We start from the raw sequence: 23,654 nt of genomic DNA, 5'->3' as shown, positions 1-23,654 counted from the left end.
TCTCCCGTATTTATTGCGCGCTTGGGCGCCAGATGCGTTGCGAGATGTCGACCTTTACCGGCACCAGCCGGTTGGCGTAAAACAGGTCGGCGGTTTGCTGCTGCGCGGCGATCGTATGCGCATCGAGCGGTGTGATGGCGGTCGGGGGACGGTGATCCAGATAGCTGGCGATCACCGGTTCCGGCAGCCCCATGGCGTTGGCCAGCAAGGTCACGCTTTGCGCCCGGTCGCTGCGGGTGAGCGCATCGGCCTGGGTCAGCACCGTCAGGACCTGGCGGATAAAGGCGCCATTGGCTTCGACATAAGGGCGCGCCGCCAGATAGAAGGAACCGGTCTGGTTCAGATCGGTGCCGTCGCCGAGCACCCGCACGCCGCCCTGCAGCAGCGCGGCGGAATAATAAGGATCCCAGATCGCCCAGGCATCGACGTTGCCCTGTTGGAATGCGGCGCGCGCATCGGCGGGCGTCAGATAGGCGGGCTGGATATCCGTAAATTTCAGTCCGGCTTTTTGCAGCGATCGCAGCAGCAGGTTATGTGAGCTGGATCCTTTCTGGAACGCGACCTTATGGCCTTTCAGATCGGCGACGGTTTTGATCGGGCTGTTTTCCGGCACCAGGATCACTTCCGCCTTCGGTTTGGGCGGCTCAACGCCGACATACAGCAGATCGGCCCCGGCGGCCTGCGCGAAGATCGGCGGAATATCGCCGGTGCTGCCCAGATCGATGCTGCCGACGTTCAGGGCCTCCAGCATTTGCGGGCCGGCGGGAAACTCGATCCAACTGATGCGGGTGGCGGGGAAACGTTCCTCCAGCAGCCGGTGGCTCTTCGCCAGCACCAGACTGACCGATCCTTTTTGGTAGCCGATGCGGAACTGCGCCGGATCCTGAGCGACGGCGGCGTTGGCCCAAACCAGCGACAGCAGGCCGGTGAAGGCGGCGGCGCTCAGCCAACGCCGCAAAGCGATGCGTTGTTTCATTCAGGCTCTCCTTTTCCAGGCGTTTCAGGCGGTTTGACGCGCCGCCAGTGGCGAGGCGACGCGCAGCGCCGGCGGTTTGCGGCGGCCAAGCGCCAGATAGAAACTGGCCAGTGCCTCTTCCAGCCGGGCGGCCACGGCGTCGGTGAGCGTGGCGCCTTCGTCGGTCAGCTGGATCTGGCTGTCGTCGGCGAACACGCCGTGCAGCACCTCTTGCGCTTTCAGCGCCGCCAGTACCGGTTTCAACGCATAGTCCACCGCCAGCATGTGGCCGATCGAACCACCGGTCGCCAGCGGCAACACCACCTTATGATCCAGAGCGCGTTCCGGCAGCAGATCCAGCAGGGTTTTCAGCGCGCCGGAGAACGACGCTTTATAAACCGGCGTGGAAATCAGCAGGCCGTCGGCCTGCGCCAGCTGCTCGGCAAACGCCTTGATCGCCGGACTGTTGAAGTTGGCGTACAGCAGATCTTCGGCGTCAAAGTCGTGCAGGGTATAGGCCGTCACTTCCACCCCTTGCTGCCGCAGCCAGTTCTGACTCAGCGAGAGCAGCGCGGCGGAACGTGATGGGATGCGTGGGCTACCGGCCAGTGATATAACGCGCATTGCCACTCCTTATAACTAAAAGTTAGGTTTAATTAGAAAATCAATAGGAAGTGTTTTAAACCTACCAGCAACCGGGCGCGTTTTTTAAATCTCATTTTTTGATTTGGATATGCGCAAAAGCGGATTAGCGCCGATTTGGCGGTGAAGAGGGAAAACGATTGCGTAAAAACGGCTTTTTTTGCCTTTAATCAATTCCAATTAGGCGGGGGATACCGGATAATACGCCCCCGGTTTGCAACCGGGAAATCAGGAGAGTCCATGTACTACCCCCTCATCAGGAAAGCGTTGTTCCAGCTCGATCCGGAGCGCGCGCACGAAGTGACCTTTCGTCAGCTCAGCCGTATTACCGGCACCCCATTAGCGTTTCTTGTCCGTCAGTCCGTGCCGACCAAACCGGTCAACTGCATGGGGCTGTCGTTTAAAAACCCGCTGGGATTGGCCGCCGGTCTGGATAAAAACGGCGAATGCATCGATGCGTTCGGCGCGATGGGCTTCGGCCATGTGGAGGTCGGCACCGTGACGCCGCGTCCGCAACCGGGCAACGACAAGCCGCGCTTGTTCCGCGTGGTTGAGGCGGAAGGCCTGATTAACCGCATGGGGTTCAATAACCATGGCGTGGACAATCTGGTTGAAAACGTTAAGAAATCCCATTTCGGCGGCATTCTTGGGATCAATATCGGCAAGAATAAAGACACGCCGGTCGAGCAGGGCAAAGACGATTATTTGATCTGCATGGATAAAGTTTATCCGTATGCCGGATATATCGCGATTAACATCTCTTCACCGAATACGCCGGGGTTACGATCCTTACAGTATGGCGAAGCGCTGGACGATCTTTTGGCTGCGATTAAAAATAAGCAGCAGGAATTACATGCGCGTCATCACAAATATGTGCCGGTGGCGGTAAAGATCGCGCCGGATCTTTCAGAAGAAGAATTGATCCAAATTGCCGATAGCCTGGTGCGACATAATATCGATGGCGTGATCGCCACCAATACCACGTTGGATCGAAAATTGATCCAGGGGCTGAATTACTGCGAACAAGCGGGCGGGTTAAGCGGGCGTCCGTTGCAATCACGCAGCACCGAAGTGATTCGTCGTCTCTCCACCGAACTGCAGGGGCGCCTGCCGATTATCGGCGTAGGCGGCATCGATTCGCTGACTGCGGCGCGCGAAAAAATGGAGGCCGGCGCGAGCCTGCTGCAAATTTATTCCGGATTTATCTATCACGGCCCGCGTTTGATTAAAGATATCGTTACCCATATCTAATATTTTTCCTCTCATTTTATTCCGGGGGTTTATTTCTGCCCCGGCTCGTCTATATTTTGTTCGTTAGCTTAAATATCGTTCGCGGAATTATCCGATGTTTAAGCGATTTCATCGGTGATAAAATCGCCTTTTAGGGTGAGTGCGGCGTTGGCATAGGCAGCGAGAAGGATACGAAATGAAGATAAAACCTGACGATAATTGGCGTTGGTATTTTGATGCCGAACACGATCGGCTAATGCTGGATTTAGCTAATGGTATGATCTTTCGTTCACGTTTCCCGGCCAAAATGTTAACGCCGGACGCCTTTGATGAATGTGCTTTTTGCGTGGATGACGCCGCCCTTTATTTCACCTATGAAGAACAGTGCAAGCAGGTCAAGCTTAGCCATGAACAGCGCGCCGAGCTGGTGCTGAATGCGCTGGTCGCCTATCGCTTCCTGAAACCGCTGATGCCGAAGAGCTGGCATTTCTCGCAGCAGCATTACCCGCTGCAGCCGAAAAACGGCGAGCTGGCGGCGGTGAAAGTGATGGAGAGCGGCGCGGAAGCGCGCTTGCTGGTGGTGGAGGCCGGGGATAACGCCAGCCTGTGCCTGCTGGCGCAAAATCAGCTGACGGTCGCTGGCCGTACCATGGTCTTGGGCGACGCCATCAAGGTGATGCACGATCGGCTGAAACCCTGCGCGCAGGATGAAAGCGCCGCCCCGGCTTACGACAGGGCGGTATAAGGCGGATTACGCCAGGGTCAAATCACTTTTCGGGATGCAGCTGCAGCACAGGATGGTGCCGTTGTCGCCCAGCGCGCTTTTCTTCAGGGGCGCGACCTCACCGCTCAGCAACGTAATGCGGCAACTGCCGCAAATCCCGGCGCGGCAGGAGTAAGGTACGCGGATGCCTTGCTGTTCCAACTGTTCGAGCAAGATCTGCTGGTTGTTGCCGGTAAACACCTTTCCTTCATATTCGATCGTGACGCTGTGCGCGCTGTCTTGCGGCGCCTGCACGCTCTCCACCACTTTGCCTGCGCCATAAGGGCGCGGCGGCTTGGTCGACAGCACTTCCACCGTATCGCCCACGCGGATGATGCCGCTGTTGCGGGCGATCATATTCTGGCCGAAATCGATATCGCCGTTGTCGGCGGAGCGGAATTTTTGCAGCGTGCTGAGCGGCTCGCCGCTCGGGTGCTTGCGGCCGCGCTCGGTGCTTACGGTGGTGAGCACGCAGCGGCTGCAGGGTTTCACCAGATCGAACATCACGTCGCCGACGCGGATCACCTGCCAGCCGTCCTCGGCCCAGGCGGTGGCGCCGCTCACCACCAGATTGGGGCGGAACTGCTCCAGCTTGATGCTGCCGGGGCAACGCTGCTGCAGATCGTTAAACGAAGCCTGGTTAATCAGCAGATAAGGATAGCCGTCGGCAAACGTCAGCGGGATTTCGGGGTGCTTCTTCACCCGGCGGGTCAGCTCCGGCCCCAGCCAGCGCAGCTGCACGTCGCGCTGGAAATAGCCGCTCAGCCAGCGGTTGATCTCATCCGGCGCGATCAGCGCGGTGAAATGGTTGCCCCACACCTCAGTCGGCTGCGGCGCGGCGGCGAAGTCGCTGAAGCGAATGGCGGCGCTTTCGCCGTCCGGCGCGGTCAGAAACAGCCCGTCCGGCAACAGCGCCGGCGTGAACAGCACCATCTGCGGATATTGGCGCGCGGTAATAAAGGTGCCGTCCGGTTCGGTGATCATAAAGTTGCGGTCGAAGGCCAGACCGCTGCTGCCGACCTGGGCGTAGGAAAGCTGCAGGCCGCGCAGTGATTTAACCGGATGGACGTAGAGTCTGGAAAGCGTGATCACCCTTATCTCCGTGCGATGATTAAATAGAAGGGAGCAACTTTATGACAAGCGGTGCGGATTAGCTATAATGCGCAACAATTTTCTTTTTGGTGATAAGTACGATATGAACTCTCTGTTTGCCAGCACGGCGCGTGGATTGGAAGAACTGTTAAAAAGCGAGCTGGAAACGCTTGGCGCTCACGACTGCAAAGTGGTGCAGGGCGGGGTACATTTTCAGGGTGACGATCGTGTTCTGTACCAAAGCCTGCTGTGGAGCCGCCTGGCTTCGCGCATTCTGTTGCCGCTGAACGAATTCCGCGTGCACAGCGATCTGGATCTGTACCTCGGGGTGCAGGCGATCGACTGGCCGAGCATTTTTGGCGTGGATAAAACCTTTGCCGTGCATTTCAGCGGTGTGAACGAAGAGATCCGCAACAGCCAATATGGCGCGCTGAAGGTGAAAGACGCCATCGTTGACAGCTTCACCCGTAAGCTCGACCAACGCCCGACGGTTGCCAAACAGCAGCCGGACATTCGCGTTAACGTCTTCCTGCAACGCGATATGGCCAGCGTGGCGCTCGATCTGAGCGGCGAAGGCCTGCACCAGCGCGGCTACCGCGATCTCACCGGCCAGGCGCCGCTGAAGGAAAACCTGGCGGCCGCCATCGTGTTGCGTTCCGGCTGGCAGCCGGGCACGCCGATGCTTGATCCGATGTGCGGCTCCGGCACGCTGTTGATCGAAGCGGCGATGATCGCCGCCGATCGCGCGCCGGGCCTGCACCGTCAACACTGGGGCTTCAGCGCCTGGAATGGCCACAACGCCGACCTGTGGCGTGAAGTCACCACCGAGGCGCAGGTGCGCGCGCGCCGCGGCCTGCAGGAAACCGCCTCTCGCTTCTTCGGCTCCGATATCGATCGCCGGGTGATTGAGATGGCGCGCGGCAACGCCCGCCGCGCCGGCGTCGCCGAGCTGATTACCTTCAACGTCGGCGACGTGGCGCGCTTGACCAACCCGCTGCCGGAAGGCCCGCACGGCACGGTGATCAGCAACCCGCCGTACGGCGAGCGTCTGGAAAGCGAACCGGCGCTGATCGCGCTGCACAACATGCTGGGCCGCGTGATGAAAAGCGCCTTCGGCGGCTGGCAGCTGTCGCTGTTCAGCGCCTCGCCGGAGCTGTTGAGCTGCCTGCAGCTGCGCGCCGAGCGCCAGTTCAAGGCGAAGAACGGCCCGCTGGAGTGCGTGCAGAAAAACTATCAGCTGGCGGCAAGCCCGGCCGGCACCGCTACCGGCGGCGTGCAGGTGGCGGAAGATTTCGCCAACCGTCTGCGCAAGAATTTGAAGAAGCTCGATAAGTGGGCGAAGCAGCAGGGCATTGAATGCTACCGCCTGTACGATGCCGATCTGCCAGAATATAACGTCGCGGTGGACCGTTACGGCAGCAAGGTGGTGGTGCAGGAGTATGCGCCGCCGAAAACCGTCGATGCGCAGAAGGCGCGTCAGCGCCTGTTCGATGTGATCAACGCGACGCTGGCGGTGCTGGAATTGCCGTCGAATCAGCTGATCCTGAAAACCCGCGAGCGGCAGAAGGGCAAAAACCAGTACGAGAAGCTGGCGCAGAAGGGCGAGTTCCTGCTGGTGGAAGAGTATAACGCCAAACTGTGGGTCAACCTGACCGACTATCTCGATACCGGCCTGTTCCTCGATCACCGCATCGCGCGCCGTATGCTGGGCGAGATGAGCGGCGGCAAGGACTTCCTCAACCTGTTCGCCTATACCGGCACCGCCAGCGTGCACGCCGGGCTGGGCGGCGCGCGCAGCACCACCACGGTGGACATGTCGCGCACCTACCTGGAATGGGCGGAGAAGAACCTGCGCGCCAACGGCCTGACCGGCCGTCAGCATCGGCTGATCCAGGCCGATTGCCTGTCTTGGCTGAGCAACGCCAATGAACAGTTCGACGTGATCTTCATCGATCCGCCGACGTTCTCCAACTCCAAGCGGATGGAGAACACCTTTGACGTGCAGCGCGATCATCTGGCGCTGATGAAAGATTTGAAACGGTTGCTGCGCCGCAACGGGACCATCATGTTCTCGAACAACAAGCGCGGTTTCCAAATGGATATGGCAGGGCTGAGCGCGTTGGGTCTGGAGGCGAAAGAGATCACCGCCAAGACGCTGTCGCAGGATTTTGCCCGTAACCGTCAGATCCACAACTGCTGGCTGGTGACTCACGCTGGCGAAGGAAAATAATTACTATGTCGTTAATCAGCATGTCCGGCGCCTGGCTCTCTTTCAGCGATGCGCCACTGTTAGACAACACCGAAATTCATATTGAAGACAACGAGCGCGTGTGTCTGGTCGGGCGCAACGGCGCCGGCAAATCCACGCTGCTGAAGATCCTCGGCAAAGAGATCCCGCTGGACGACGGCCGGGTGATCTACGAACAGGATCTGATCGTGGCGCGTCTGCAACAGGATCCGCCGCGCAATATCGGCGGCAGCGTGTTCGACTTCGTGGCGGAAGGCGTTGCGGAGCAGGCAGAACACCTGAAGGCCTATCACGCGATCTCCCACCTGGTGGAAAGCGATCCGAGCGAGAAAAACCTGGCGCGCATGGCGCAAATCATGGAGATCCTCGATCACCAGGGGCTGTGGCAGCTCGACAGCCGCATCAGCGAAGTGCTGCTGCAGCTGGGGCTGAACGGCGACGCCGAGCTTTCCTCACTGTCCGGCGGCTGGCTGCGAAAAGCGGCGCTGGGCCGCGCGCTGGTGAGCTCACCGCGCGTGTTGTTGCTCGACGAACCGACCAACCACCTGGATATCGAAACCATCGACTGGCTCGAAGGTTTCCTGAAAGAGTTCGACGGCAGCATCGTCTTCATCTCGCACGACCGTTCGTTTATCCGCAACATGGCGACGCGCATCGTCGATCTGGATCGCGGCAAGCTGGTTTCCTGGCCGGGCAACTACGATCTCTATCTGCAGAGCAAAGAAGAAGCGCTGCGGGTGGAAGAGCTGCAAAACGCCGAGTTCGACCGCAAGCTGGCGCAGGAAGAGGTCTGGATCCGGCAGGGCATCAAGGCGCGCCGCACCCGCAACGAGGGCCGCGTGCGCGCGCTGAAGGCGCTGCGCGTCGAGCGCTCGCAGCGCCGCGAAGTGATGGGTACCGCCAAGATGCAGGTGGAAGAGGCGACCCGCTCAGGCAAAATCGTGTTCGAGCTGGAAGACGTCAATTATCAGGTTGGCGAAAAAGTGCTGGTGCGCGGTTTCTCCGCCCAGGTGCAGCGCGGCGACAAGATTGCGCTGGTGGGGCCGAACGGCTGCGGTAAAACCACGCTGCTGAAACTGATGCTCGGTCAGCTGAAAGCCGACAGCGGCCGCGTGCACTGCGGCACCAAGCTGGAAGTGGCCTATTTCGACCAGCACCGCGCCGATCTCGATCCTGAGCGCACGGTGATGGACAACCTGGCGGAAGGCAAGCAGGAAGTGATGGTCAATGGCCGTCCTCGCCACGTATTGGGCTATCTGCAGGACTTCCTGTTCCACCCGAAACGCGCGATGACGCCGGTGAAGGCGCTGTCGGGCGGTGAGCGTAACCGCCTGCTGTTGGCTAAGCTGTTTCTGAAACCGAGCAATCTGCTGATCCTCGATGAACCAACCAACGATCTCGACGTCGAAACGCTGGAGCTGCTGGAAGAGCTGATCGACGGCTATCAGGGTACCGTGCTGCTGGTCAGCCACGATCGTCAGTTCGTTGACAACTCGGTGACCGAGTGCTGGATCTTCGAAGGCAACGGCGTGATCAATGCCTTCGTCGGCGGTTACTACGATGCGCATCATCAGCGCGCGACGGCGAAACCGATTCGTCAGGCGGCGCCGAGCGCGAGCAAACCGGCGGCGGAGAAAAAGGCCGAACAGCCGAAGAAAACGGCGGCCAAGCTGAGTTACAACCTGCTGCGTGAGCTGGAACAGTTGCCGCAGCGGCTCGAACAGCTGGAAGCGGAAATCGAAGCGCTGCAGGCGCAGATGAGCGACGCCGACTTCTTCACGCGGCCGCACAGCGAAACGCAAGAAGTGCTGACGGCGCTGGCTGATGCCGAGCAAGCGCTGGAACAGGCCTTCGCCCGTTGGGAAGAGCTGGAAGCGATGAAAAACGGCTGACCGTTGCGATGCCGCCCGCGCGCTGCTGCGGGCGGCATCGACGTGCCGGTGAGCGACGTTATTTAGGAGGAATATGGTGTGTTCCCACAACAATCATCAGCAGCATAGTCATTCCGCACCCTCGGCGGCGCAGCAGGATAACCTGATGCTGTGTCCGCAGTGCGACATGCTGGTGGCGCTGCCGCCGCTGGCCTATGGCAGCAAAGCGGTATGCCCGCGCTGCAAAACCACGCTCAGCGCCCGCTGGGACGAGCCGCGCAAGCGGCCGATCGGTTACGCGCTCAGCGCCTTGTTCATGCTGGTGCTGGCCAACATTTTCCCGTTTATCAACATGCGCGTCGCCGGCCTCGGCAACGAAATCCGGCTGATCCAAATCCCGGAAGTGATGGTGGCGGAAGACTACGCCAGCATGGCCACCTTGTTTATGGTGTTCGTGCAGCTGATCCCGGCGTTTTGCATGGTGGCGATTATCCTGCTGTGCGCCAGAGTGCGCTTGCCGCTGGGGCTCAAAAAGTGGATGGCTCGGGTGCTGTTCCAGTTCAAGACCTGGTGCATGGTGGAAATTTTCCTCGCCGGGGTGCTGGTCAGCTTCGTCAAGCTGATGGCCTACGGCGATATCGGCATCGGCAGTAGCTTCGTGCCTTACTGCCTGTTCTGCCTGCTGCAGGTGCGCGCCTTCCAGTGCGTGGATCGGCGCTGGTTGTGGCAGGATATCGAACCGGCGCCGCGACTGCATCGCCCGCTGACGGTGGGGCGCACCGGCATGCGCCAGGGCGTGCGATCTTGCGCGTGCTGCACGGCGATCCTGCCGGCCGACCAGGTGCGCTGTCCGCGCTGTCACACCAAGGGCTACGTGCGGCGTCGTCACAGCCTGCAGTGGACGCTGGCGCTGCTGGTGACCTCTGTCATGCTGTATATTCCGGCCAACCTGATGCCGATCATGGTGACCGAGGCGCTGGGCAACAAGATGAACTCCACCATCATGGCGGGGGTGATCCTGCTGTGGGGGGACGGCTCTTATCCGGTGGCGATGGTGATTTTCATCGCCAGTATCATGGTGCCGTCGCTGAAAATGTTGGCGATCGGCTGGCTGTGCTGGGATGCGAACGGCAGGAAGAAACCGCGCGCCGACAGCGAGCGTATGCATCTGATTTATGAAGTGGTCGAATTCGTTGGTCGTTGGTCAATGATCGACGTCTTTGTGATCGCCGTGCTGTCGGCGCTGGTGCGAATGGGGCAGTTGATGAGCATTTATCCCGCGACGGGCGCCGTGCTGTTCGCATTGGTGGTGATCCTCACCATGTTCGCCGCCATGACATTTGATCCCCGGCTGACCTGGGATCGCGCAAGTGAAACAATCAACAAGGAGCCGCAAGGTGACGGAAAATAATCATAGCGTCGCGGACGTCGAGAAGATCAAGCGCTGGTCGCCGGTGTGGATCATTCCCATCGTGACCGCGCTGATCGGCGCCTGGATCCTGTTTTACCACTTCAGCCATCAGGGGCCGGTGGTGACGCTGGTGACCACGACGGCGGAAGGGCTGGAAGCGGGTAAAACCAAAATCAAAAGCCGCAGCGTTGACGTCGGGGTGGTGGAAACCGTCACGCTGAGCGATGACCTGAGCAAGGTGATGGTACAGGCGCGTCTCAATTCCGGCATGGAGAAATTGCTGCGCCAGGATTCCGCATTCTGGGTGGTGAAGCCGCAGATCGGCCGTGAAGGCGTCTCCGGGCTGGGCACGCTGCTCTCCGGCGCCTATATCGAACTGCAGCCGGGCAACAAAGGCAAAGACGGCAAAGACAACTATCAGCTGCTCGATGCGCCGCCGCTGGCTTCCCCGGATGCCAAAGGGTTGCGCATCGTGCTGGACAGCGAGAAATCAGGCCAGCTCAACGCCGGCGATCCGGTGCTGTTCCGCGGTTATCGCGTCGGGTCGGTGGAAACCAGCTACTTCGATCCTAAAGAACGCGCCATGCGCTATCAGCTGTTCATCACCGCGCCTTACGATCAGTTGGTCACCACCAACGTGCGCTTCTGGAAAGACAGCGGCGTGGCGTTCGATATGTCGGCACAGGGCATGCGGGTGGAGATGGGCTCGTTGACCACGCTGTTCAGCGGCGGGGTCAGTTTTGACGTGCCGGACGGCTGGGATCGCGGCGATCAGGCGAAAGAGAAGGCGGAATATCAGCTGTTCGACAACCAGCGCAGCACGCAGGATTCACTGTATACCGTGCATAAGGATTACCTGCTGTTCTTCTCCGACTCGGTACGCGGCCTGCAGCCGGGCGCGCCGGTCGAGTTCCGCGGCATCCGTCTGGGTACGGTGGCGCAGGTGCCGTTCTATAAAGACGGCATGGCGCAGCGTCTGGATAACGATTACCGCATTCCGGTGCTGATCCGCATCGAGCCGGATCGCTTCCAGAAACAGCTGGGCGGCAACTTCGATATTGAAGGGCACCTGAAAGATGCGGAGTCTCGCGGCATGCGCGCCTCGATGAAGTCCGCCAACCTGCTGACCGGTTCGCTGTACATCGATCTCGACTTCTATCCGCAGGAAAAACCGTGGAAAGGGCCGCGCGAGCTGTTCGGTTATCCGCTGATGCCGACCACCAGCGGCGGTCTGGCGCAGATCCAGCAGAAACTGATGCAGACGTTGGATAAGATTAATTCGATGCCGATCAATCCGATGATCAACGAAGCGACTAAGACGCTGGCGGAAAGTCAGAAAACCATGAAGTCGACGCAGCAGACCATGAAGTCGCTGAACGACATCATCGCCAGCAAAGAGATGCAGGCGCTGCCGCAGGACATGCAGAAAACGCTGCTTGAGCTGAACCGCAGCATGAAAGGGTTCCAGCCTGGTTCACCGGCTTACAACAAGATGGTGGGCGACATGCAGCGCCTCGATCAGGTATTGCGTGAGCTGCAACCGGTGCTGCGCACCCTGAATGAGAAGAGCAACGCGCTGGTGTTTGAAGCCGCCGGCAGCACTGACCCTCAGCCGAAGAAGGCCACGAAATGATGAAATGGATCCCGGTAGCCCTGGCGCTGTTGCTCAGCGCCTGCAGCAGTTCACCACAGAAGACTTACTATCAGTTGCCGGCGCTGGGTGCGCCTGCTGCGGCCAGCAGCAGCGGCGCTTCCACGCGCCAGCTGTGGCTGGAACACGTGAGCGTGGCGGATTATCTGGCGCAGAGCGGCGTGGTGTATCAGACCAACGACGTACAGTATGTGATAGCCCAGAACAACCTGTGGGCCAGCCCGCTCGACCAGCAGCTGCAGCAAACGCTGGTCACCAACCTGAGCAGCGCGCTGCCGGGCTGGGTGGTCTCTTCACAGCCGATGAGCAGCGATCAGGATGTGCTGAACGTGACCATCAGCGGCTTCCACGGCCGTTTTGACGGCAAGGCGATCATTCGCGGCGAGTGGGTGCTGAACCGCCAGGGACATTTGATCAAAAGGCCTTTCAACCTGGAGCTGAAACAGGGTGAAGACGGCTATGATGCCCTGGTGCGCACTCTGGCGCAGGGATGGCAGCAGGAAGCTCAGGCTATCGCAGCACAGATGGACGGCATTTAGTCATAATTTGGTCTAAAATCGTCTAATCCCTGTCGGCGTGAAAATCCGTTTTTTCTCGCTGGCAGGGATTTATATTTCATTTCAAACAGTTAACCCCTTTTCCAGCAGATCAGCCACTTAGCACTTTCCTCGGGCGTAGCTCACAAATATGACATTGGCGTGAATTTTGCGCATTGATCTTCTCTTCTTTTAGCGCTATTGATTACTCGTGGCTGCGCAAAAAGCAGCCATTGTTTTCTTTCCACCAGACCAAAATGAGGGAAACGAGGCATGAAGAGACAGAAACGCGATCGTCTGGAAAGGGCGCATTCGAGAGGGTATCAGGCAGGTATTTTAGGGCGTTCCAGGGAACATTGTCCCTACCAATCATCGGTGGACGCCCGGTCTCAATGGCTGGGAGGTTGGCGAGAAGCCATGGAAGACAGGGCTGTGACCGCTTAAGCGGCTCCCTGTCAAATAAAAGGAATAACCTCCGCCCTTGGCGGAGGTTTTTGTTTGTGCCGTTTACTCGTCCTGCCAGCGTTTCAGTAGAATACTCGCATTCACGCCGCCAAAGCCGAAGCCGTTCGATAAGGCGTAGGTTATGCTCATCGGTTCAGCCCGTTTCGCGACCAGGTGTAAACCTGCCGCCGCCGGATCGGGATTGTCCAGATTCAGCGTCGCGGGGGCGATCTGATCGCGCAGCGCCAAGGCGGTAAAGATGGTTTCCAGCCCGCCGGCGGCGCCGAGCAGGTGCCCGGTGGCGGATTTTGTCGAGGTTACCGCGACGCTTCCTGTCGTGCCAAACAGGTGTTTGATGGCATTGATTTCGCCCAGATCGCCCACGGGCGTTGAGGTCGCGTGTGCGTTTAAATGCTGAACCTCTTCTGGGGCGACGTTCGCCTGCTTCAACGCGATTTTCATCGCCCGATAAGCACCGTTGCCGTCTTCGGCACCGGAGGTCATGTGGTAGGCGTCGGCGCTGGTGCCATAACCGACGATTTCCGCGAGCGGTGTGGCACCGCGCGCCCGCGCGTGTTCCAGCGTTTCAATCACCAGCATGCCGGCACCTTCCCCCATGACAAATCCGTCCCGCGCACTGTCGAAAGGCCGGGAAGCCTGCCTTGCCAACTCGGCCGGTACGGTGGACATAGCGCGCGCGGCGGCGAATCCGCCCAGGCTGACGGTGTCGATAGCGGCTTCGGTACCGCCGCACAGCGCGATATCGGCCTCATCATTGCGGATCAGACGCACAGCGTCGCCAATGGCTTGCACGCCGGCCGCACAGGCGGTGACCGGTGCGCCAATCGGGCCTTTGAAGTGATGCTTGATGGAAACATGGCCGGCCGCCAGATTGACCAGAAAAGAGGGGATGGTGAAGGGCGACAGGCGCTTGGCGCCGCGGTTGTCGGTGGTGCGTACCGCCTGGGCAATCGCCGGGAAGCCGCCAATGCCCGAGGCGATGACGGTGGCGGTGCGCTCTTGTTTTTCCTCCGTATCGGCTATCCAGCCGGCCTGACGAACGGCTTCATCCGCCGCCGCCATGGCAAACAGGATAAAGCGATCCATTTTCTTTTGGTCCTTGGGGGCGACGGAAGCGTCGGGGTTGAAGCCCGCTTCAGCATCCTGCGCCAGCGCCGGAACCTGACCTCCGACCTTGATCGGTAAATCTGCAACGATCTCGTCAGGCAAAGCCCGAATGCCGGACTCTCCTTTTAACAAACGTTGCCAGATGGTCTCCACGCCGCACCCTAACGGTGAAACGGCGCCCATGCCGGTAATAACGATACGACGATTGCTCATGACTACTCCTTGGTAAGTTCGGATAAATCGGCGAGGCGCCGTTGCCGCATCAGTGCGGCGCGTTGATGTATGCCTTCATTTGCCGCAGGCCCTGGTGCCAGCGTAATAAACTGCGGCGGCACCTGCTGTTGGGTATCGACATTGACCAATTGGACCTGGATCGGCCGATCGGTGCGGCCGTCGACTAACAAGGCGCTGATGTCACCGTCGATCAAATGGCGATTGCCCCATTCTGAGAGAGCTGCCAGCACGGGGAGAAAATCGTTGCCGCGTTCGGTGAGCAGATACTGATAGCGAACCGGCCGCGTTTGATAACGTTGCTTATGCAGAATGCCGTGGGCTACCAAATCCTTCAGTCGCCGAGCCAGGAGAGTCGGTGACATCCCCAGACTTTGTTGGAATTCGTCGAATTTGGATAACCCCTGAAAGGCATCACGCAGGATCAGGATGCTCCACCATTCTCCGACACGATCTAATGAACGTGCGACGGGGCAAGGTGCATCGCTAAAGCGGGTTTTTTGCATATCGGCCCTTGGTTGGTACATTTATTGTAGTTACATGGGTGGCTATACTAGGTGATTTTAAGGGGCAAGAAAATAACCGGATGCAAAAAACGCTATCGTGTCGATAGCTGGCTGTGGGGAGGGTGCGCTCAAACTGGCCTGTGGCTTTGACCGTTTCGGGTAGGAAAAGGGTAGAGACAGGAGGGATAAATCGGTTCGGTAGCGGGCGATTAAAGGAGGTGGGTAGTCTTTAAACGGTAAGAGAAAGAAATGCCATCACGCTGGGCGTGATGGCATGCGAAGAGCATTAGCAAAGAAGACGATGGCCGCCCTCTCGTCTGCGTGATTAGAACGCAGTGGTATCCTTGAACAGACCCACTTTCAGATCGGTGGCGGTATAGATCACTTCGCCGTCAACCAGTACTTCGCCATCGGCGACGCCCATGATCAGCTTACGGGTGATGACGCGTTTGAAGTTAATACGGTAGGTCACTTTTTTCGCGGTTGGCAGCACCTGGCCGGTAAACTTGACTTCACCAACGCCCAGCGCGCGGCCTTTGCCTTCGCCACCCAGCCAACCGAGGTAGAAACCGACCAACTGCCACATCGCATCCAGGCCCAGACAGCCTGGCATGACCGGATCGCCGATAAAGTGGCAACCGAAGAACCATAGGTCCGGATTAATATCCAGCTCCGCTTCCACATAACCTTTGTTGTGAGTCCCGCCGTCTTCGGTCATCTTGACCACGCGGTCCATCATCAACATGTTACCTGCCGGCAACGGTGGGCCACCGGCGCCGAACAGCTCGCCACGGCCGGATGCTTCGAGGTCTTCTTTCGTATAGGAATCGCGTTTATCTACCATGTTCTCAGTAAGCCTTATTTTAATGAAGGACGCAGGTTAGCTAACACGTGTACGCTGAACAAGTCCGATCAGCCGTGGTTGAACCAGTTGAGCCAGCGCAGCGGCCACGGACGACGGCGTTCCTGCAGGCTCACCTGCGCAATCCGTTCCTGAATGGCCGCCAACAAATTCGGCTGTTGTTCGTCAGAGTAGAGGCAACCTGTGAGCAAAGGCAAGGCTTCCGCCGCGCTCTCTACCGCCCACAGATGGAACTGCCCCTCTCGCACCGCATCGACGATATCCTGGCGCAGACACAGATGGCGCACGTTGGTCACGGGCAATACGACACCCTGTTTGCCGGTCAGGCCGCGTCGTACGCAAACCTCGAAGAAGCCTTCGATCTTTTCGTTAACGCCACCTATCGGTTGTACGTTGCCGAATTGGTCGACGGAGCCGGTGACGGCGATCTGCTGGGTGATAGGTTGCTGTGACAGGGCGCTGACCAATGCGCATAGCTCAGCCAGCGAGGCGCTGTCACCATCCACTTCACCATAAGATTGCTCAAAGACGATGGAAGCGGAGAAGGGCAGCTGCTGATCAAGATCCAGTTCGGCGATCAGAAACGCCTGCATGATCATCATGCCTTTAGCGTGCAGGTTGCCGCCCAGTTCGGCTTTGCGCTCGACGTCGGTGAACTCGCCGTCGCCGAGATGCACAACGCAACTAATGCGCGACGGTTCGCCAAAGCTGCGTGGATGACCGGGATAATCCAGGACTGACAGACCGTTGATCTGTCCGACCACTTCACCCTCGGTCTCAATCAGGATCTGACCCAACTCAATCTCATCCTGCATACGCTCGGCCAGATAGCTTTCGCGCCATTCTCGGGCATTTAACGCCGCCTCGAACGCTTTGGCCGTAATGCGATCTTCTTCGGCATACAGTGCGGCTTCGGATAGCTGCTGGCCAAGCCAAACCGGCGAGAGTGGCAGAATGCCCTGATCGCCACTGTAACGCACAGCCTGGACGATCAGCGGCGGCCAGGCGTCGTTCGCCAGCATCGGCAATTGCTGGTCGGCAATCACGCCGTTGACGTAACCGCACCACTGCGCCATATCATCAACTTCAGTCAGCTGCAGATCGTCTTCGAATTCACCGTAGATCGCTTGTTCACTCAGTTCCGGCTCGATATCGTGAAAATCGGCCAGGCCGTGACGGTCGCCGACTACAATCAGCCGCAGATCCAGTGGCATCGGTGGAATGGCTACCGGCAGCGGGCGGGTTTCGTCAGGCGAAACCCAGTGGAACTGGCGCTGGCCGATCATTTGCTTCAGCCGCAGCCATAGCAACGGCTGAGCAAGCAGCGCCCGCGCCGACAGAATCAGAATGCCGCCGTTGGCCTGGTGCACCAGACCCGGTTGCAGGGTAATGTCGCCATTGTGGATCCGTACGCAGCCAAACAGCTGTTCCGGCTCAATCCACTCCTGGAACAGACAAGCGCCGCCGGCGGCAAAAGGTTCATCGCCACGGCTGGCAGGCTCGACGCTGACCTTGCCATCCTGAATGACATAGTGGCTGCCGCGGCATGCCGTATTTTTCGGCAGCAGTGGTTTGACGGCGTGAGCGATCAGTTCCAGATACTCACGCGTTTCTTGCGCTTTCAACAGCATGAAACGCGGTGGCGATTGGGGGTGGCAAAATAGCGTCAGGGCATTTTCCAGCCGAGGCTGAATGGCGGAAAAGGGCACGGGTGCCAACTGAGCGGCGGTATCAAATATCGCCTGATAAGGCGTTACGTCCGGCAATAAAGATTGCCATTCAAGTCGGTTATTGGTCAAAGTGTTAGATGCAATCGTTAAAAAGGGAAAGGGCGATTATACAAGAATAACGGCGGCTTGATACATGCGGAGTGCCAGTTGGCATCAGGGAGTTTGACATCGCGCGGTGACTGTGCAAAAAACAGTCTAAAAGACGGTTTAATTGCCGGGGAAATTCGGCGCAAAGCTGTTATGCTTATTTGAAGTTACGCGGTCACTGAAGAGCTCAAGATGAAATATCAGCAACTGGAAAATCTGGAGAGCGGTTGGAAATGGAAGTACCTGGTGAAAAAGCATCGGGAAGGGGAACTCATTACCCGCTACATTGAAAACAGCGCTGCTCAGGAGGCGGTTAACGAGCTGCTGAAGCTGGAAAATGAGCCGGTAAAGGTACTTGCATGGATTGCCGCTCATATGAATCCGGAACTGGATAACCGGATGAAACAAACGATCCGCGCCCGCCGCAAACGTCATTTTAACGCAGAACATCAGCATACGCGTAAAAAATCTATCGATCTGGAGTTTTTGGTTTGGCAACGATTGGCTGCCCTGGCGCGCCGCCGTGGCGTTACGCTGTCGGAAACCGTCGTGCAGCTTATCGAAGACGCTGAACGCAAAGAAAAGTATGCGAACCAGATGTCGTCGTTGAAAGAAGACTTGAAGGCGATTCTTGGCAAAGATCCCAAGTAAGCGCGTGAGAACGCCCCTATGGCGCCAGGCATTGAATGTTCTGGCAACAAGAGGACGAAAAAAAACCCCGCATTGGCGGGGTTTTTTATTAGGCGAGTAAACTTAGCCCTGAGGCTGAGTTACAACGTCTTTGATACCTTTAACTTCGATCTCTACGCGACGATCTGGTGCCAGGCAAGCGATCTGAGCTTTGGTAGCGCGGCCAGATTTGTAGCCACAGGTGTTGCCTGTAACTGCATCTGCTTCACCCATACCACGTGCAGAGATTTTGTCTGACGGGATGCCTTTGGAGACCAGGTAGTCAACAACGCTCTGTGCGCGTTGTTCAGACAGTTTCTGGTTGTACTGGTCAGAACCAACTGCGTCGGTGTAACCCAGAACAACTACGGAGCCGTCTTTAGGATCCATGGAGCTCAGCTGGGTGTACAGCTGATCCAGAGCCTGCTGGCCTTCTGCTTTCAGAGTAGATTTGTTGAAGTTGAACAGCACGTCAGACTTCAGAGTGAAACGCTTGGTTTCAACAACTGGAGCTGGAGCCGGAGCTGGTGCTGGAGCAACTACGTCATCCTGGCCGAAGCGGTAAGAAACGCCCAGGCTCAGCATGGTGTTGTCTGGACGTGCGCCAACGGTACCTGCGTCACCGATGTTGCTTACGAACTGGTAATCCAGGCGAGTAGCCCAGTTTTTGGTCAGTGCGTATTCAACACCAACAGCAGCCAGCGGAGAAACGCCGGTGTCGTGGTCGCTCAGACGCTGACCAGTACGGCCGTAGTTAGCTTTGGAGTCTGCACGCCATACCATACCACCCAGACGAGTGTAGATGTCCAGATCGTCAGCAATTGGGTAGCTCAGTTTAGCGGCCAGTTGAACGCCCTGCGCTTTGAAAGCACCGTTGTTCACGCTGCCTTTGTAAGGCATGCGGCCGAGCCAGTCATAGCCCAGCTCGAAGCCCAGGTATTGGTTTGCCTGGTAGCCCAGGAACGCGCCGGCACCCAGCTGATCTTTATGGGTTGGGCCGTTGCCGATACCGTTCTGGTAACCGTTGCCGTAGAAACCAGTGTCATGGTACTGGGACCAGCCCAGTTTAGCACCGGTGTACCAGGTGTTATCTTTTGGAGCGGCTTGCGCTACGGTAGCGAAACCTGCCAGTGCCACTGCTAATGCGATAGCTGTCTTTTTCATTTTGCGCCTCGTTATCATCCAAATAGGCAATGAGCTTTAAAGCTGTTTAAGCCCTTGGTTAAATTCCTTCGCCAAGGTTTAAGCCCTCGTTTGTTACTCGCCAGTTTTTCTGACGTTATAGAGCAACCTTGGCGATGTAAAGTCTACAACGTGGCGCGAAAGTTACAAGTGTGATGTGATAAGGCTCTAAAAAAAAACGCGGAATCGTACATATTTGCTAACATTCTTAGCCTAAAAAAGCGGCGATCCATCGAGCGTTTTTGCCTGCCAAACCGCAGCCGGACTCGCTTTTTGCCTTCCCCCGCAAAGGTTCCGCTTAGGGGGTGCGAAAATGATGGGAAAAATCCTAAATTTACTTAATGATACAAAGAAGAGTGAATTTTTAGGGTGGAACAGTGTCCGGGAGTCGGGCTAATGTCACGTTGAGGGCGCATGATAAACCCATAGGCATTACCCAATTCTGCCGCACGTCTTAATTTTAGACGATCCTCCTCCGTTAGCTCGGGCAACCAGCCGAGAACTACGCTGTAATTTCCCGTTTGCAGCGCTTTTTCCATAGCCTCGACCGTATTCACCGGGCTGATCTGGCTCAATTGCACCATTTTATCTACAGGCAGGCCGGATTGCTGCAGCCATTGCTTGCTTAATTTTTGCTGCGGCGTCAGCCACAGAAGCCAGCGAGACTGCTTGCCCAATTGCAGCAGCAGGGGCAACAGTAATTGGGCCACTGCGGGCTGGCGCTCGTTGTAAACAAGTTCACTGATCAAGCCATTCTCTTTGCCGATATCCGTGTTCTTCGCAACATTGCGCGTTGTATAAGAGCCATGGCCGAAATGAGGTTGGTAGAGTGATTGAGTACGCATAAAGTTCCCGCCCGTCGTGTTACTGTATGTTTATACAGTATCTCTGATTTAGGATAAGATCAACCCAAATTTTCGTAGCGGCTCGCATAATTGCGATCATTTTTTGTACTGGCGGTTTTTGTGATTGGCAGGCGGGCGGATAGTGCGTATTTTTCTAATTAGTTGTTCACGTTACTTTTTTCATTGATGAGAGAAATAATACGGCCAGAACCTAAAAAGGAGGAACGCTATGAAAAGGATGTCGACGAGAAGGATCGCGCAGGCTAAAAATTGCTTTGCGGCGCTGGGCGCTATCACAACACGATCACAGTTTGGCGGCTATGGGCTGCTGGCTGAAGGGATAATGTTTGCGGTAGTAGCGGAAGGGGAATTGTACTTGCGGGCTACGGCGAGCATGGAACCGGCCTTTCGCGCCCGGGGCATGGTCAATATGGTCTATTCCAAGCGCGGTGTGCCCATCACCTTGCGCTATTACTGGGTTGACGAGTCGCTGTGGCGGGAACGCAACGAGCTGGTAGGGTTGGCCTGGCAGGCCATCAGGGAAGCGCGCCGAGAGCAGCGGCTCAAGGCCGGCGATCACGGCAGATTGAAGGCGTTGCCAAATATAGATGTCAACATGGAGCGCTTGCTATGGCGAGCGGGTATCCGCAATGCCTATGACCTGCGGCTGCATGGCGCCAAACGTAGCTATCTTCGCCTGCTGCAACAGCAGACCAATCTGGGGTTGCGCGTGCTGCTGTCGCTGGGCGGCGCGCTAGCCGGCTATCATCAGGCGGCATTGCCGACCGAATTGCGCAACGAACTGGTACGCTGGTTCGATCATACGATGGCTATGCGCCGCCATGGGCATGAGCCAGTAGTTCAGGGCCCATCGAGCGGGCCCTGAATAATTAGGTTGCCTTATTGATTTGGGTATGGAGTGCGGTGAGTTCCGGCAGCAGCTCGAGCATTAGCCCCACCTGCTGCAAAACCAACTGTTCTTTGCTTTCAGGTTCCGGAACGGCTGCGCGAATGCGCTCCGCCAGCTGTTCCAGCGCTTGCGCAATACGCTGGCTGTTCCGTTCTTCCTGATGCAAGGCGCCGTCCACGTAACACACGGCATCATTGAGCAGATCGAGTGTGGCAGGGGTATTCAACCGCTCGCGGTGCGCCCCCAACGCCGAGATATAACTCAGGAGAGTGTGGTTCAGGCAGAGCAGACGGAAGGCGGCTTCCTGCAACTCCTTGTCGGCCTTGGGATCGGCGGACATGTTGGAGATGACCGAAGCCAGTTCTGCATCGCTGTTGTGGGCATCTCGCCGCGCGATGCGGTAAGCGAGCCCGTTATCCTTACCCTGATGATATTGCACCAGAATGGCGTCCAGATAGCGACAGTTGGCATTCAGCGTTTTATCCACCACCGCCGGCAGCTGGCGGAATTTCCAGTCCGGCCAGATAAAGCTGACCGCCGCCCAGGCGATGGCGCAACCCAACAAGGTATCGTAAACGCGCGGGGCTGCTACTTCGAAACCTTCACCCAACAGGTTAAAGCACAGCAACACAAGCAGCGTGATGAACATCGTTGCATGGGCATACTGTACGGTGCGAAAAGCGAAGAACAGGACACCGGTGATGACGATCAACACCAGTTGTCCTTCTACGGAAGGCACGAAATAGAGGATTGGCAGGCCGATCAGGATACCGGCCAGAGTGCCGATGATGCGCAGCGCCAGGCGCCGGCGGGTCGCGTTGTAGTTCGGTTGGCAGACGAACAGGCTGGTCAACAGGATCCAGTAACCGTGTTGCATGCCGGTGAACTGGATGAAGGCGTAACCCACGCACAGCACTACCGACATGCGGATCGCATGGCGGAACAGGGCAGACTGCGGCGTCAAATGGCGGCTGATGCGCAGTCGGATGTCGCTCCAGCCGGTTAAGCGATCGTCGGCCAGGCTGTTCTCTTCCGCCTGCCCGCTGGCCAGCGTCTGCTCTGACTCGATATTGGCCAGCTGCGCATCGATCGCATGCAGGTTTTTCAGCAGGTGCGCCAGCGCTTTGGTTTGCTCTGAATTGCCCTGGGTTTCGGTTATGCGTGCCAAGGCCTCCTGAATGCGGCTGAAGGCTGGCTCAAAACGCGGGTTGTGCTGGTATTTTTGCCGCAGCAGGATCGATTGTGCCAGCTGGCGGCAGGCGCGCGCCTGCATGCTCAGCAAACGCTGGAAGCGGAATAAAATATCGCTGTGACGGAATTGCCGGCTGAGCGCGTGGTACTGAACATGGGAAGAGCTGGCGCGTTCGTGGATATCCTGCGCGACAAAATAGTAGTGCAAGGTGCGGCGGGTGCCGCGTTGGCCGCGATCGCCTTTCAGGCGCGTCAGCAGCGAGGCTTTGGTCTGGTTCAGCAACGCGACCAACGCGCTGTTGGCCATCGCGACATCCATCCATGGCAGGTCGGCGTCGCGTTCGGCGTCGGGATCGAACAGGTTGGCCTTGGCATCCAGATAGTTGGCCAGTTGCTCGTAGCAGCGCGCCAGGTTCTCTTGCAGCGGGCGGATAGGGAACAGCAGGTGGCCCGCCAGCGTCAGCAGGTTATACCACAGCGCGCCGATCACCAACAGCAGCGGTTGCTGATACCAGGCATCGTACATGGCGGTGCCGAGCATGGTGTAAACCGCGATCAGCAGCGCGCCGAAGGCGATGGTGGCGTAACGTTGCCCTAAGGCGCCCAGCAGGATAAAACCGCAGGTTGAGGTGGTTAAGCCAAGGGCGAACAACCAGGGATAGGGAAACAGCAGCTCGATTGAAGCGGAGGCGACAAAGAAGCACACCAACGTGATCAGCAGGTTGCGTAACCTGCCGGCCAGGCGGTCGTCCAAATCGGTCAGTGCCGCCGCCACCACGCCCAGCGTCAGCGGGATAGTCAGCTTGGGAATGCCCAGCCACCAGGGAACGGCGGTGGTGCCGATCAGCGCAATAAGAATGCGCAGGTGGTACAGCAGATTGCTGTTGTAGGTATAACGACGTACTGCGGGTGCAAAAGAGAGCACAAAAAACTCCTCAAACGGAGAAAAAATTAACGCTGATGATAGTGGCGGCGAGCATTCTCAATACGCGCTTGCTGAGCCATTTCTACCGAGACGACGCGGCGCCCCACCGGCCATAGCGCGATGGCGGCTATTTTGAAATTGGCGATACCGACCGGAATGCCGATGATTGAAACGCATTGCACGATACCGGCGGCGATGTGTGACAGGCACAGCCACCAGCCGAACAGCACCAGCCAGATAATGTTGAGCAGTGAGCCGCCGGCGGAGAGCAGCGCATTGCTTTTCTCCGGGTACAGTTCATCGACATGTATCGCCTCGTTGCCGAACGGCACCAGCGACAGCTTGGTGATTTCCCAGCAGGAGCGAGTGAGCGGCAGCGTGATGACCAGCAGCACGCTGAACACCGTAGCAATGAGCCAGCCTAGCGTGGTGAAGAAACCGCCCAACACAAAATTAAGAATATTCAGTACAGTACGCATAGACGTCATTCTGCTCTAATGATAGCCAAACCGCGATGCGGGCGTATTCACGATAAAAACGCAAAA

At 57.8% G+C, this 23,654-nt stretch carries 21 protein-coding genes; 10 read left to right on the top strand and 11 right to left on the bottom strand.

What is annotated here, in order from left to right; translation table 11 throughout:
- Nucleotides 1-10: 10 nt before the first annotated feature.
- On the bottom strand, nucleotides 11-976 hold the full coding sequence (locus JL05_RS19820) for a sulfonate ABC transporter substrate-binding protein (protein WP_033633433.1): 966 nt from the start codon (nucleotides 974-976) through the stop codon (nucleotides 11-13).
- Nucleotides 977-1,000: 24 nt separating this feature from the next.
- On the bottom strand, nucleotides 1,001-1,579 hold the full coding sequence (ssuE, locus tag JL05_RS19815) for an NADPH-dependent FMN reductase (protein ID WP_004928176.1): 579 nt from the start codon (nucleotides 1,577-1,579) through the stop codon (nucleotides 1,001-1,003).
- A 258-nt stretch (nucleotides 1,580-1,837) separates the two neighbouring features.
- Here ssuE and pyrD point away from each other — a divergent pair, with 258 nt between their 5' ends.
- Nucleotides 1,838-2,848 (top strand): quinone-dependent dihydroorotate dehydrogenase, encoded by a 1,011-nt coding sequence (gene pyrD, locus JL05_RS19810; protein ID WP_015377348.1) that lies wholly within the window; start codon nucleotides 1,838-1,840, stop codon nucleotides 2,846-2,848.
- A gap of 175 nt (nucleotides 2,849-3,023) precedes the next feature.
- On the top strand, nucleotides 3,024-3,572 hold the full coding sequence (locus JL05_RS19805) for a cell division protein ZapC (protein ID WP_004928171.1): 549 nt from the start codon (nucleotides 3,024-3,026) through the stop codon (nucleotides 3,570-3,572).
- A gap of 6 nt (nucleotides 3,573-3,578) precedes the next feature.
- Here the strand turns inward: JL05_RS19805 and JL05_RS19800 are convergent, their stop codons facing one another.
- A complete protein-coding gene (locus JL05_RS19800) occupies nucleotides 3,579-4,682 on the bottom strand; it encodes a YcbX family protein (RefSeq protein WP_004928168.1) in 1,104 nt (367 codons plus the stop codon).
- A gap of 103 nt (nucleotides 4,683-4,785) precedes the next feature.
- On the opposite strand from JL05_RS19800, the gene rlmKL reads away from it, so the two are divergent.
- From rlmKL to rmf, 6 genes are all read left to right on the top strand, one after another.
- Nucleotides 4,786-6,912, top strand: a complete 2,127-nt coding sequence (gene rlmKL / locus JL05_RS19795) for a bifunctional 23S rRNA (guanine(2069)-N(7))-methyltransferase RlmK/23S rRNA (guanine(2445)-N(2))-methyltransferase RlmL (RefSeq protein WP_134942524.1) — start codon at nucleotides 4,786-4,788, stop codon at nucleotides 6,910-6,912.
- A 5-nt stretch (nucleotides 6,913-6,917) separates the two neighbouring features.
- On the top strand, nucleotides 6,918-8,822 hold the full coding sequence (locus tag JL05_RS19790) for an ABC transporter ATP-binding protein (protein ID WP_015377351.1): 1,905 nt from the start codon (nucleotides 6,918-6,920) through the stop codon (nucleotides 8,820-8,822).
- A 73-nt stretch (nucleotides 8,823-8,895) separates the two neighbouring features.
- The gene (gene pqiA, locus JL05_RS19785; RefSeq protein ID WP_072010113.1) at nucleotides 8,896-10,212 is read left to right on the top strand and encodes a membrane integrity-associated transporter subunit PqiA; all 1,317 of its coding nucleotides are present in this window, start codon (nucleotides 8,896-8,898) and stop codon (nucleotides 10,210-10,212) included.
- Nucleotides 10,199-11,845: an intermembrane transport protein PqiB gene (gene pqiB / locus JL05_RS19780; RefSeq protein ID WP_033633431.1), complete on the top strand. Its 1,647-nt coding sequence runs from the start codon at nucleotides 10,199-10,201 to the stop codon at nucleotides 11,843-11,845. Before pqiA ends, pqiB begins: the two co-directional genes overlap by 14 nt.
- Nucleotides 11,842-12,402, top strand: a complete 561-nt coding sequence (pqiC, locus tag JL05_RS19775; RefSeq protein ID WP_033633430.1) for a membrane integrity-associated transporter subunit PqiC — start codon at nucleotides 11,842-11,844, stop codon at nucleotides 12,400-12,402. Before pqiB ends, pqiC begins: the two co-directional genes overlap by 4 nt.
- 270 nt (nucleotides 12,403-12,672) lie before the next feature.
- Nucleotides 12,673-12,843, top strand: coding sequence for a ribosome modulation factor (gene rmf / locus JL05_RS25015; protein ID WP_004928150.1), 171 nt, complete (start codon nucleotides 12,673-12,675; stop codon nucleotides 12,841-12,843).
- Nucleotides 12,844-12,906: 63 nt separating this feature from the next.
- On the opposite strand, the gene fabF is transcribed toward rmf, so the two are convergent.
- The 4 genes from fabF to JL05_RS19755 all read right to left on the bottom strand — a co-directional run bounded on the left by fabF (nucleotide 12,907) and on the right by JL05_RS19755 (nucleotide 17,369).
- The gene (gene fabF / locus JL05_RS19770) at nucleotides 12,907-14,184 is read right to left on the bottom strand and encodes a beta-ketoacyl-ACP synthase II (RefSeq protein ID WP_033633429.1); all 1,278 of its coding nucleotides are present in this window, start codon (nucleotides 14,182-14,184) and stop codon (nucleotides 12,907-12,909) included.
- Between the two features lie 2 nt (nucleotides 14,185-14,186).
- Nucleotides 14,187-14,708 carry a winged helix-turn-helix transcriptional regulator gene (locus tag JL05_RS19765; RefSeq protein ID WP_033633685.1) on the bottom strand — a complete coding sequence of 174 codons (522 nt, stop codon included), beginning with the start codon at nucleotides 14,706-14,708 and terminating at the stop codon, nucleotides 14,187-14,189.
- Between the two features lie 325 nt (nucleotides 14,709-15,033).
- A complete protein-coding gene (fabA, locus tag JL05_RS19760; RefSeq protein WP_004928144.1) occupies nucleotides 15,034-15,552 on the bottom strand; it encodes a bifunctional 3-hydroxydecanoyl-ACP dehydratase/trans-2-decenoyl-ACP isomerase in 519 nt (172 codons plus the stop codon).
- Nucleotides 15,553-15,620: 68 nt separating this feature from the next.
- Nucleotides 15,621-17,369: an AAA family ATPase gene (locus JL05_RS19755; protein ID WP_033633428.1), complete on the bottom strand. Its 1,749-nt coding sequence runs from the start codon at nucleotides 17,367-17,369 to the stop codon at nucleotides 15,621-15,623.
- 210 nt (nucleotides 17,370-17,579) lie between these two features.
- Between JL05_RS19755 and matP the strand changes: the two genes are divergently transcribed.
- A complete protein-coding gene (matP, locus tag JL05_RS19750) occupies nucleotides 17,580-18,038 on the top strand; it encodes a macrodomain Ter protein MatP (RefSeq protein WP_004928138.1) in 459 nt (152 codons plus the stop codon).
- A 102-nt stretch (nucleotides 18,039-18,140) separates the two neighbouring features.
- On the opposite strand, the gene ompA is transcribed toward matP, so the two are convergent.
- Together ompA and sulA are read right to left on the bottom strand one after the other, a co-directional pair.
- Nucleotides 18,141-19,220 (bottom strand): porin OmpA, encoded by a 1,080-nt coding sequence (gene ompA / locus JL05_RS19745; protein WP_015377358.1) that lies wholly within the window; start codon nucleotides 19,218-19,220, stop codon nucleotides 18,141-18,143.
- Between the two features lie 356 nt (nucleotides 19,221-19,576).
- On the bottom strand, nucleotides 19,577-20,083 hold the full coding sequence (sulA, locus tag JL05_RS19740) for an SOS-induced cell division inhibitor SulA (RefSeq protein WP_033633427.1): 507 nt from the start codon (nucleotides 20,081-20,083) through the stop codon (nucleotides 19,577-19,579).
- Between the two features lie 229 nt (nucleotides 20,084-20,312).
- On the opposite strand from sulA, the gene JL05_RS19735 reads away from it, so the two are divergent.
- Nucleotides 20,313-20,969 carry a TfoX/Sxy family DNA transformation protein gene (locus tag JL05_RS19735; protein ID WP_033633426.1) on the top strand — a complete coding sequence of 219 codons (657 nt, stop codon included), beginning with the start codon at nucleotides 20,313-20,315 and terminating at the stop codon, nucleotides 20,967-20,969.
- Between the two features lie 4 nt (nucleotides 20,970-20,973).
- On the opposite strand, the gene yccS is transcribed toward JL05_RS19735, so the two are convergent.
- Together yccS and JL05_RS19725 are read right to left on the bottom strand one after the other, a co-directional pair.
- Nucleotides 20,974-23,109: a YccS family putative transporter gene (yccS, locus tag JL05_RS19730; RefSeq protein ID WP_033633424.1), complete on the bottom strand. Its 2,136-nt coding sequence runs from the start codon at nucleotides 23,107-23,109 to the stop codon at nucleotides 20,974-20,976.
- A gap of 26 nt (nucleotides 23,110-23,135) precedes the next feature.
- Nucleotides 23,136-23,588: a YccF domain-containing protein gene (locus tag JL05_RS19725; protein WP_004928120.1), complete on the bottom strand. Its 453-nt coding sequence runs from the start codon at nucleotides 23,586-23,588 to the stop codon at nucleotides 23,136-23,138.
- Between the last annotated feature and the right edge of the window lie 66 nt (nucleotides 23,589-23,654).

This window comes from Serratia nematodiphila DZ0503SBS1 (assembly GCF_000738675.1).
Classification (GTDB): Bacteria; Pseudomonadota; Gammaproteobacteria; order Enterobacterales; family Enterobacteriaceae; genus Serratia; species Serratia nematodiphila.
This window is presented reverse-complemented; position numbering and strand designations above follow the sequence as displayed.

Bases quoted from the DNA above. Each gene is read 5' to 3' on its own strand.
- JL05_RS19820 (WP_033633433.1), bottom strand. From the start codon at position 976: ATGAAACAACGCATCGCTTTGCGGCGTTGGCTGAGCGCCGCCGCCTTC.
- ssuE (WP_004928176.1), bottom strand. From the start codon at position 1,579: ATGCGCGTTATATCACTGGCCGGTAGCCCACGCATCCCATCACGTTCC.
- pyrD (WP_015377348.1), top strand. From the start codon at position 1,838: ATGTACTACCCCCTCATCAGGAAAGCGTTGTTCCAGCTCGATCCGGAG.
- JL05_RS19805 (WP_004928171.1), top strand. From the start codon at position 3,024: ATGAAGATAAAACCTGACGATAATTGGCGTTGGTATTTTGATGCCGAA.
- rlmKL (WP_134942524.1), top strand. From the start codon at position 4,786: ATGAACTCTCTGTTTGCCAGCACGGCGCGTGGATTGGAAGAACTGTTA.
- JL05_RS19790 (WP_015377351.1), top strand. From the start codon at position 6,918: ATGTCGTTAATCAGCATGTCCGGCGCCTGGCTCTCTTTCAGCGATGCG.
- pqiA (WP_072010113.1), top strand. From the start codon at position 8,896: ATGGTGTGTTCCCACAACAATCATCAGCAGCATAGTCATTCCGCACCC.
- pqiC (WP_033633430.1), top strand. From the start codon at position 11,842: ATGATGAAATGGATCCCGGTAGCCCTGGCGCTGTTGCTCAGCGCCTGC.
- rmf (WP_004928150.1), top strand. From the start codon at position 12,673: ATGAAGAGACAGAAACGCGATCGTCTGGAAAGGGCGCATTCGAGAGGG.
- fabF (WP_033633429.1), bottom strand. From the start codon at position 14,184: ATGAGCAATCGTCGTATCGTTATTACCGGCATGGGCGCCGTTTCACCG.
- JL05_RS19765 (WP_033633685.1), bottom strand. From the start codon at position 14,708: ATGCAAAAAACCCGCTTTAGCGATGCACCTTGCCCCGTCGCACGTTCA.
- fabA (WP_004928144.1), bottom strand. From the start codon at position 15,552: ATGGTAGATAAACGCGATTCCTATACGAAAGAAGACCTCGAAGCATCC.
- matP (WP_004928138.1), top strand. From the start codon at position 17,580: ATGAAATATCAGCAACTGGAAAATCTGGAGAGCGGTTGGAAATGGAAG.
- ompA (WP_015377358.1), bottom strand. From the start codon at position 19,220: ATGAAAAAGACAGCTATCGCATTAGCAGTGGCACTGGCAGGTTTCGCT.
- sulA (WP_033633427.1), bottom strand. From the start codon at position 20,083: ATGCGTACTCAATCACTCTACCAACCTCATTTCGGCCATGGCTCTTAT.
- JL05_RS19735 (WP_033633426.1), top strand. From the start codon at position 20,313: ATGAAAAGGATGTCGACGAGAAGGATCGCGCAGGCTAAAAATTGCTTT.
- JL05_RS19725 (WP_004928120.1), bottom strand. From the start codon at position 23,588: ATGCGTACTGTACTGAATATTCTTAATTTTGTGTTGGGCGGTTTCTTC.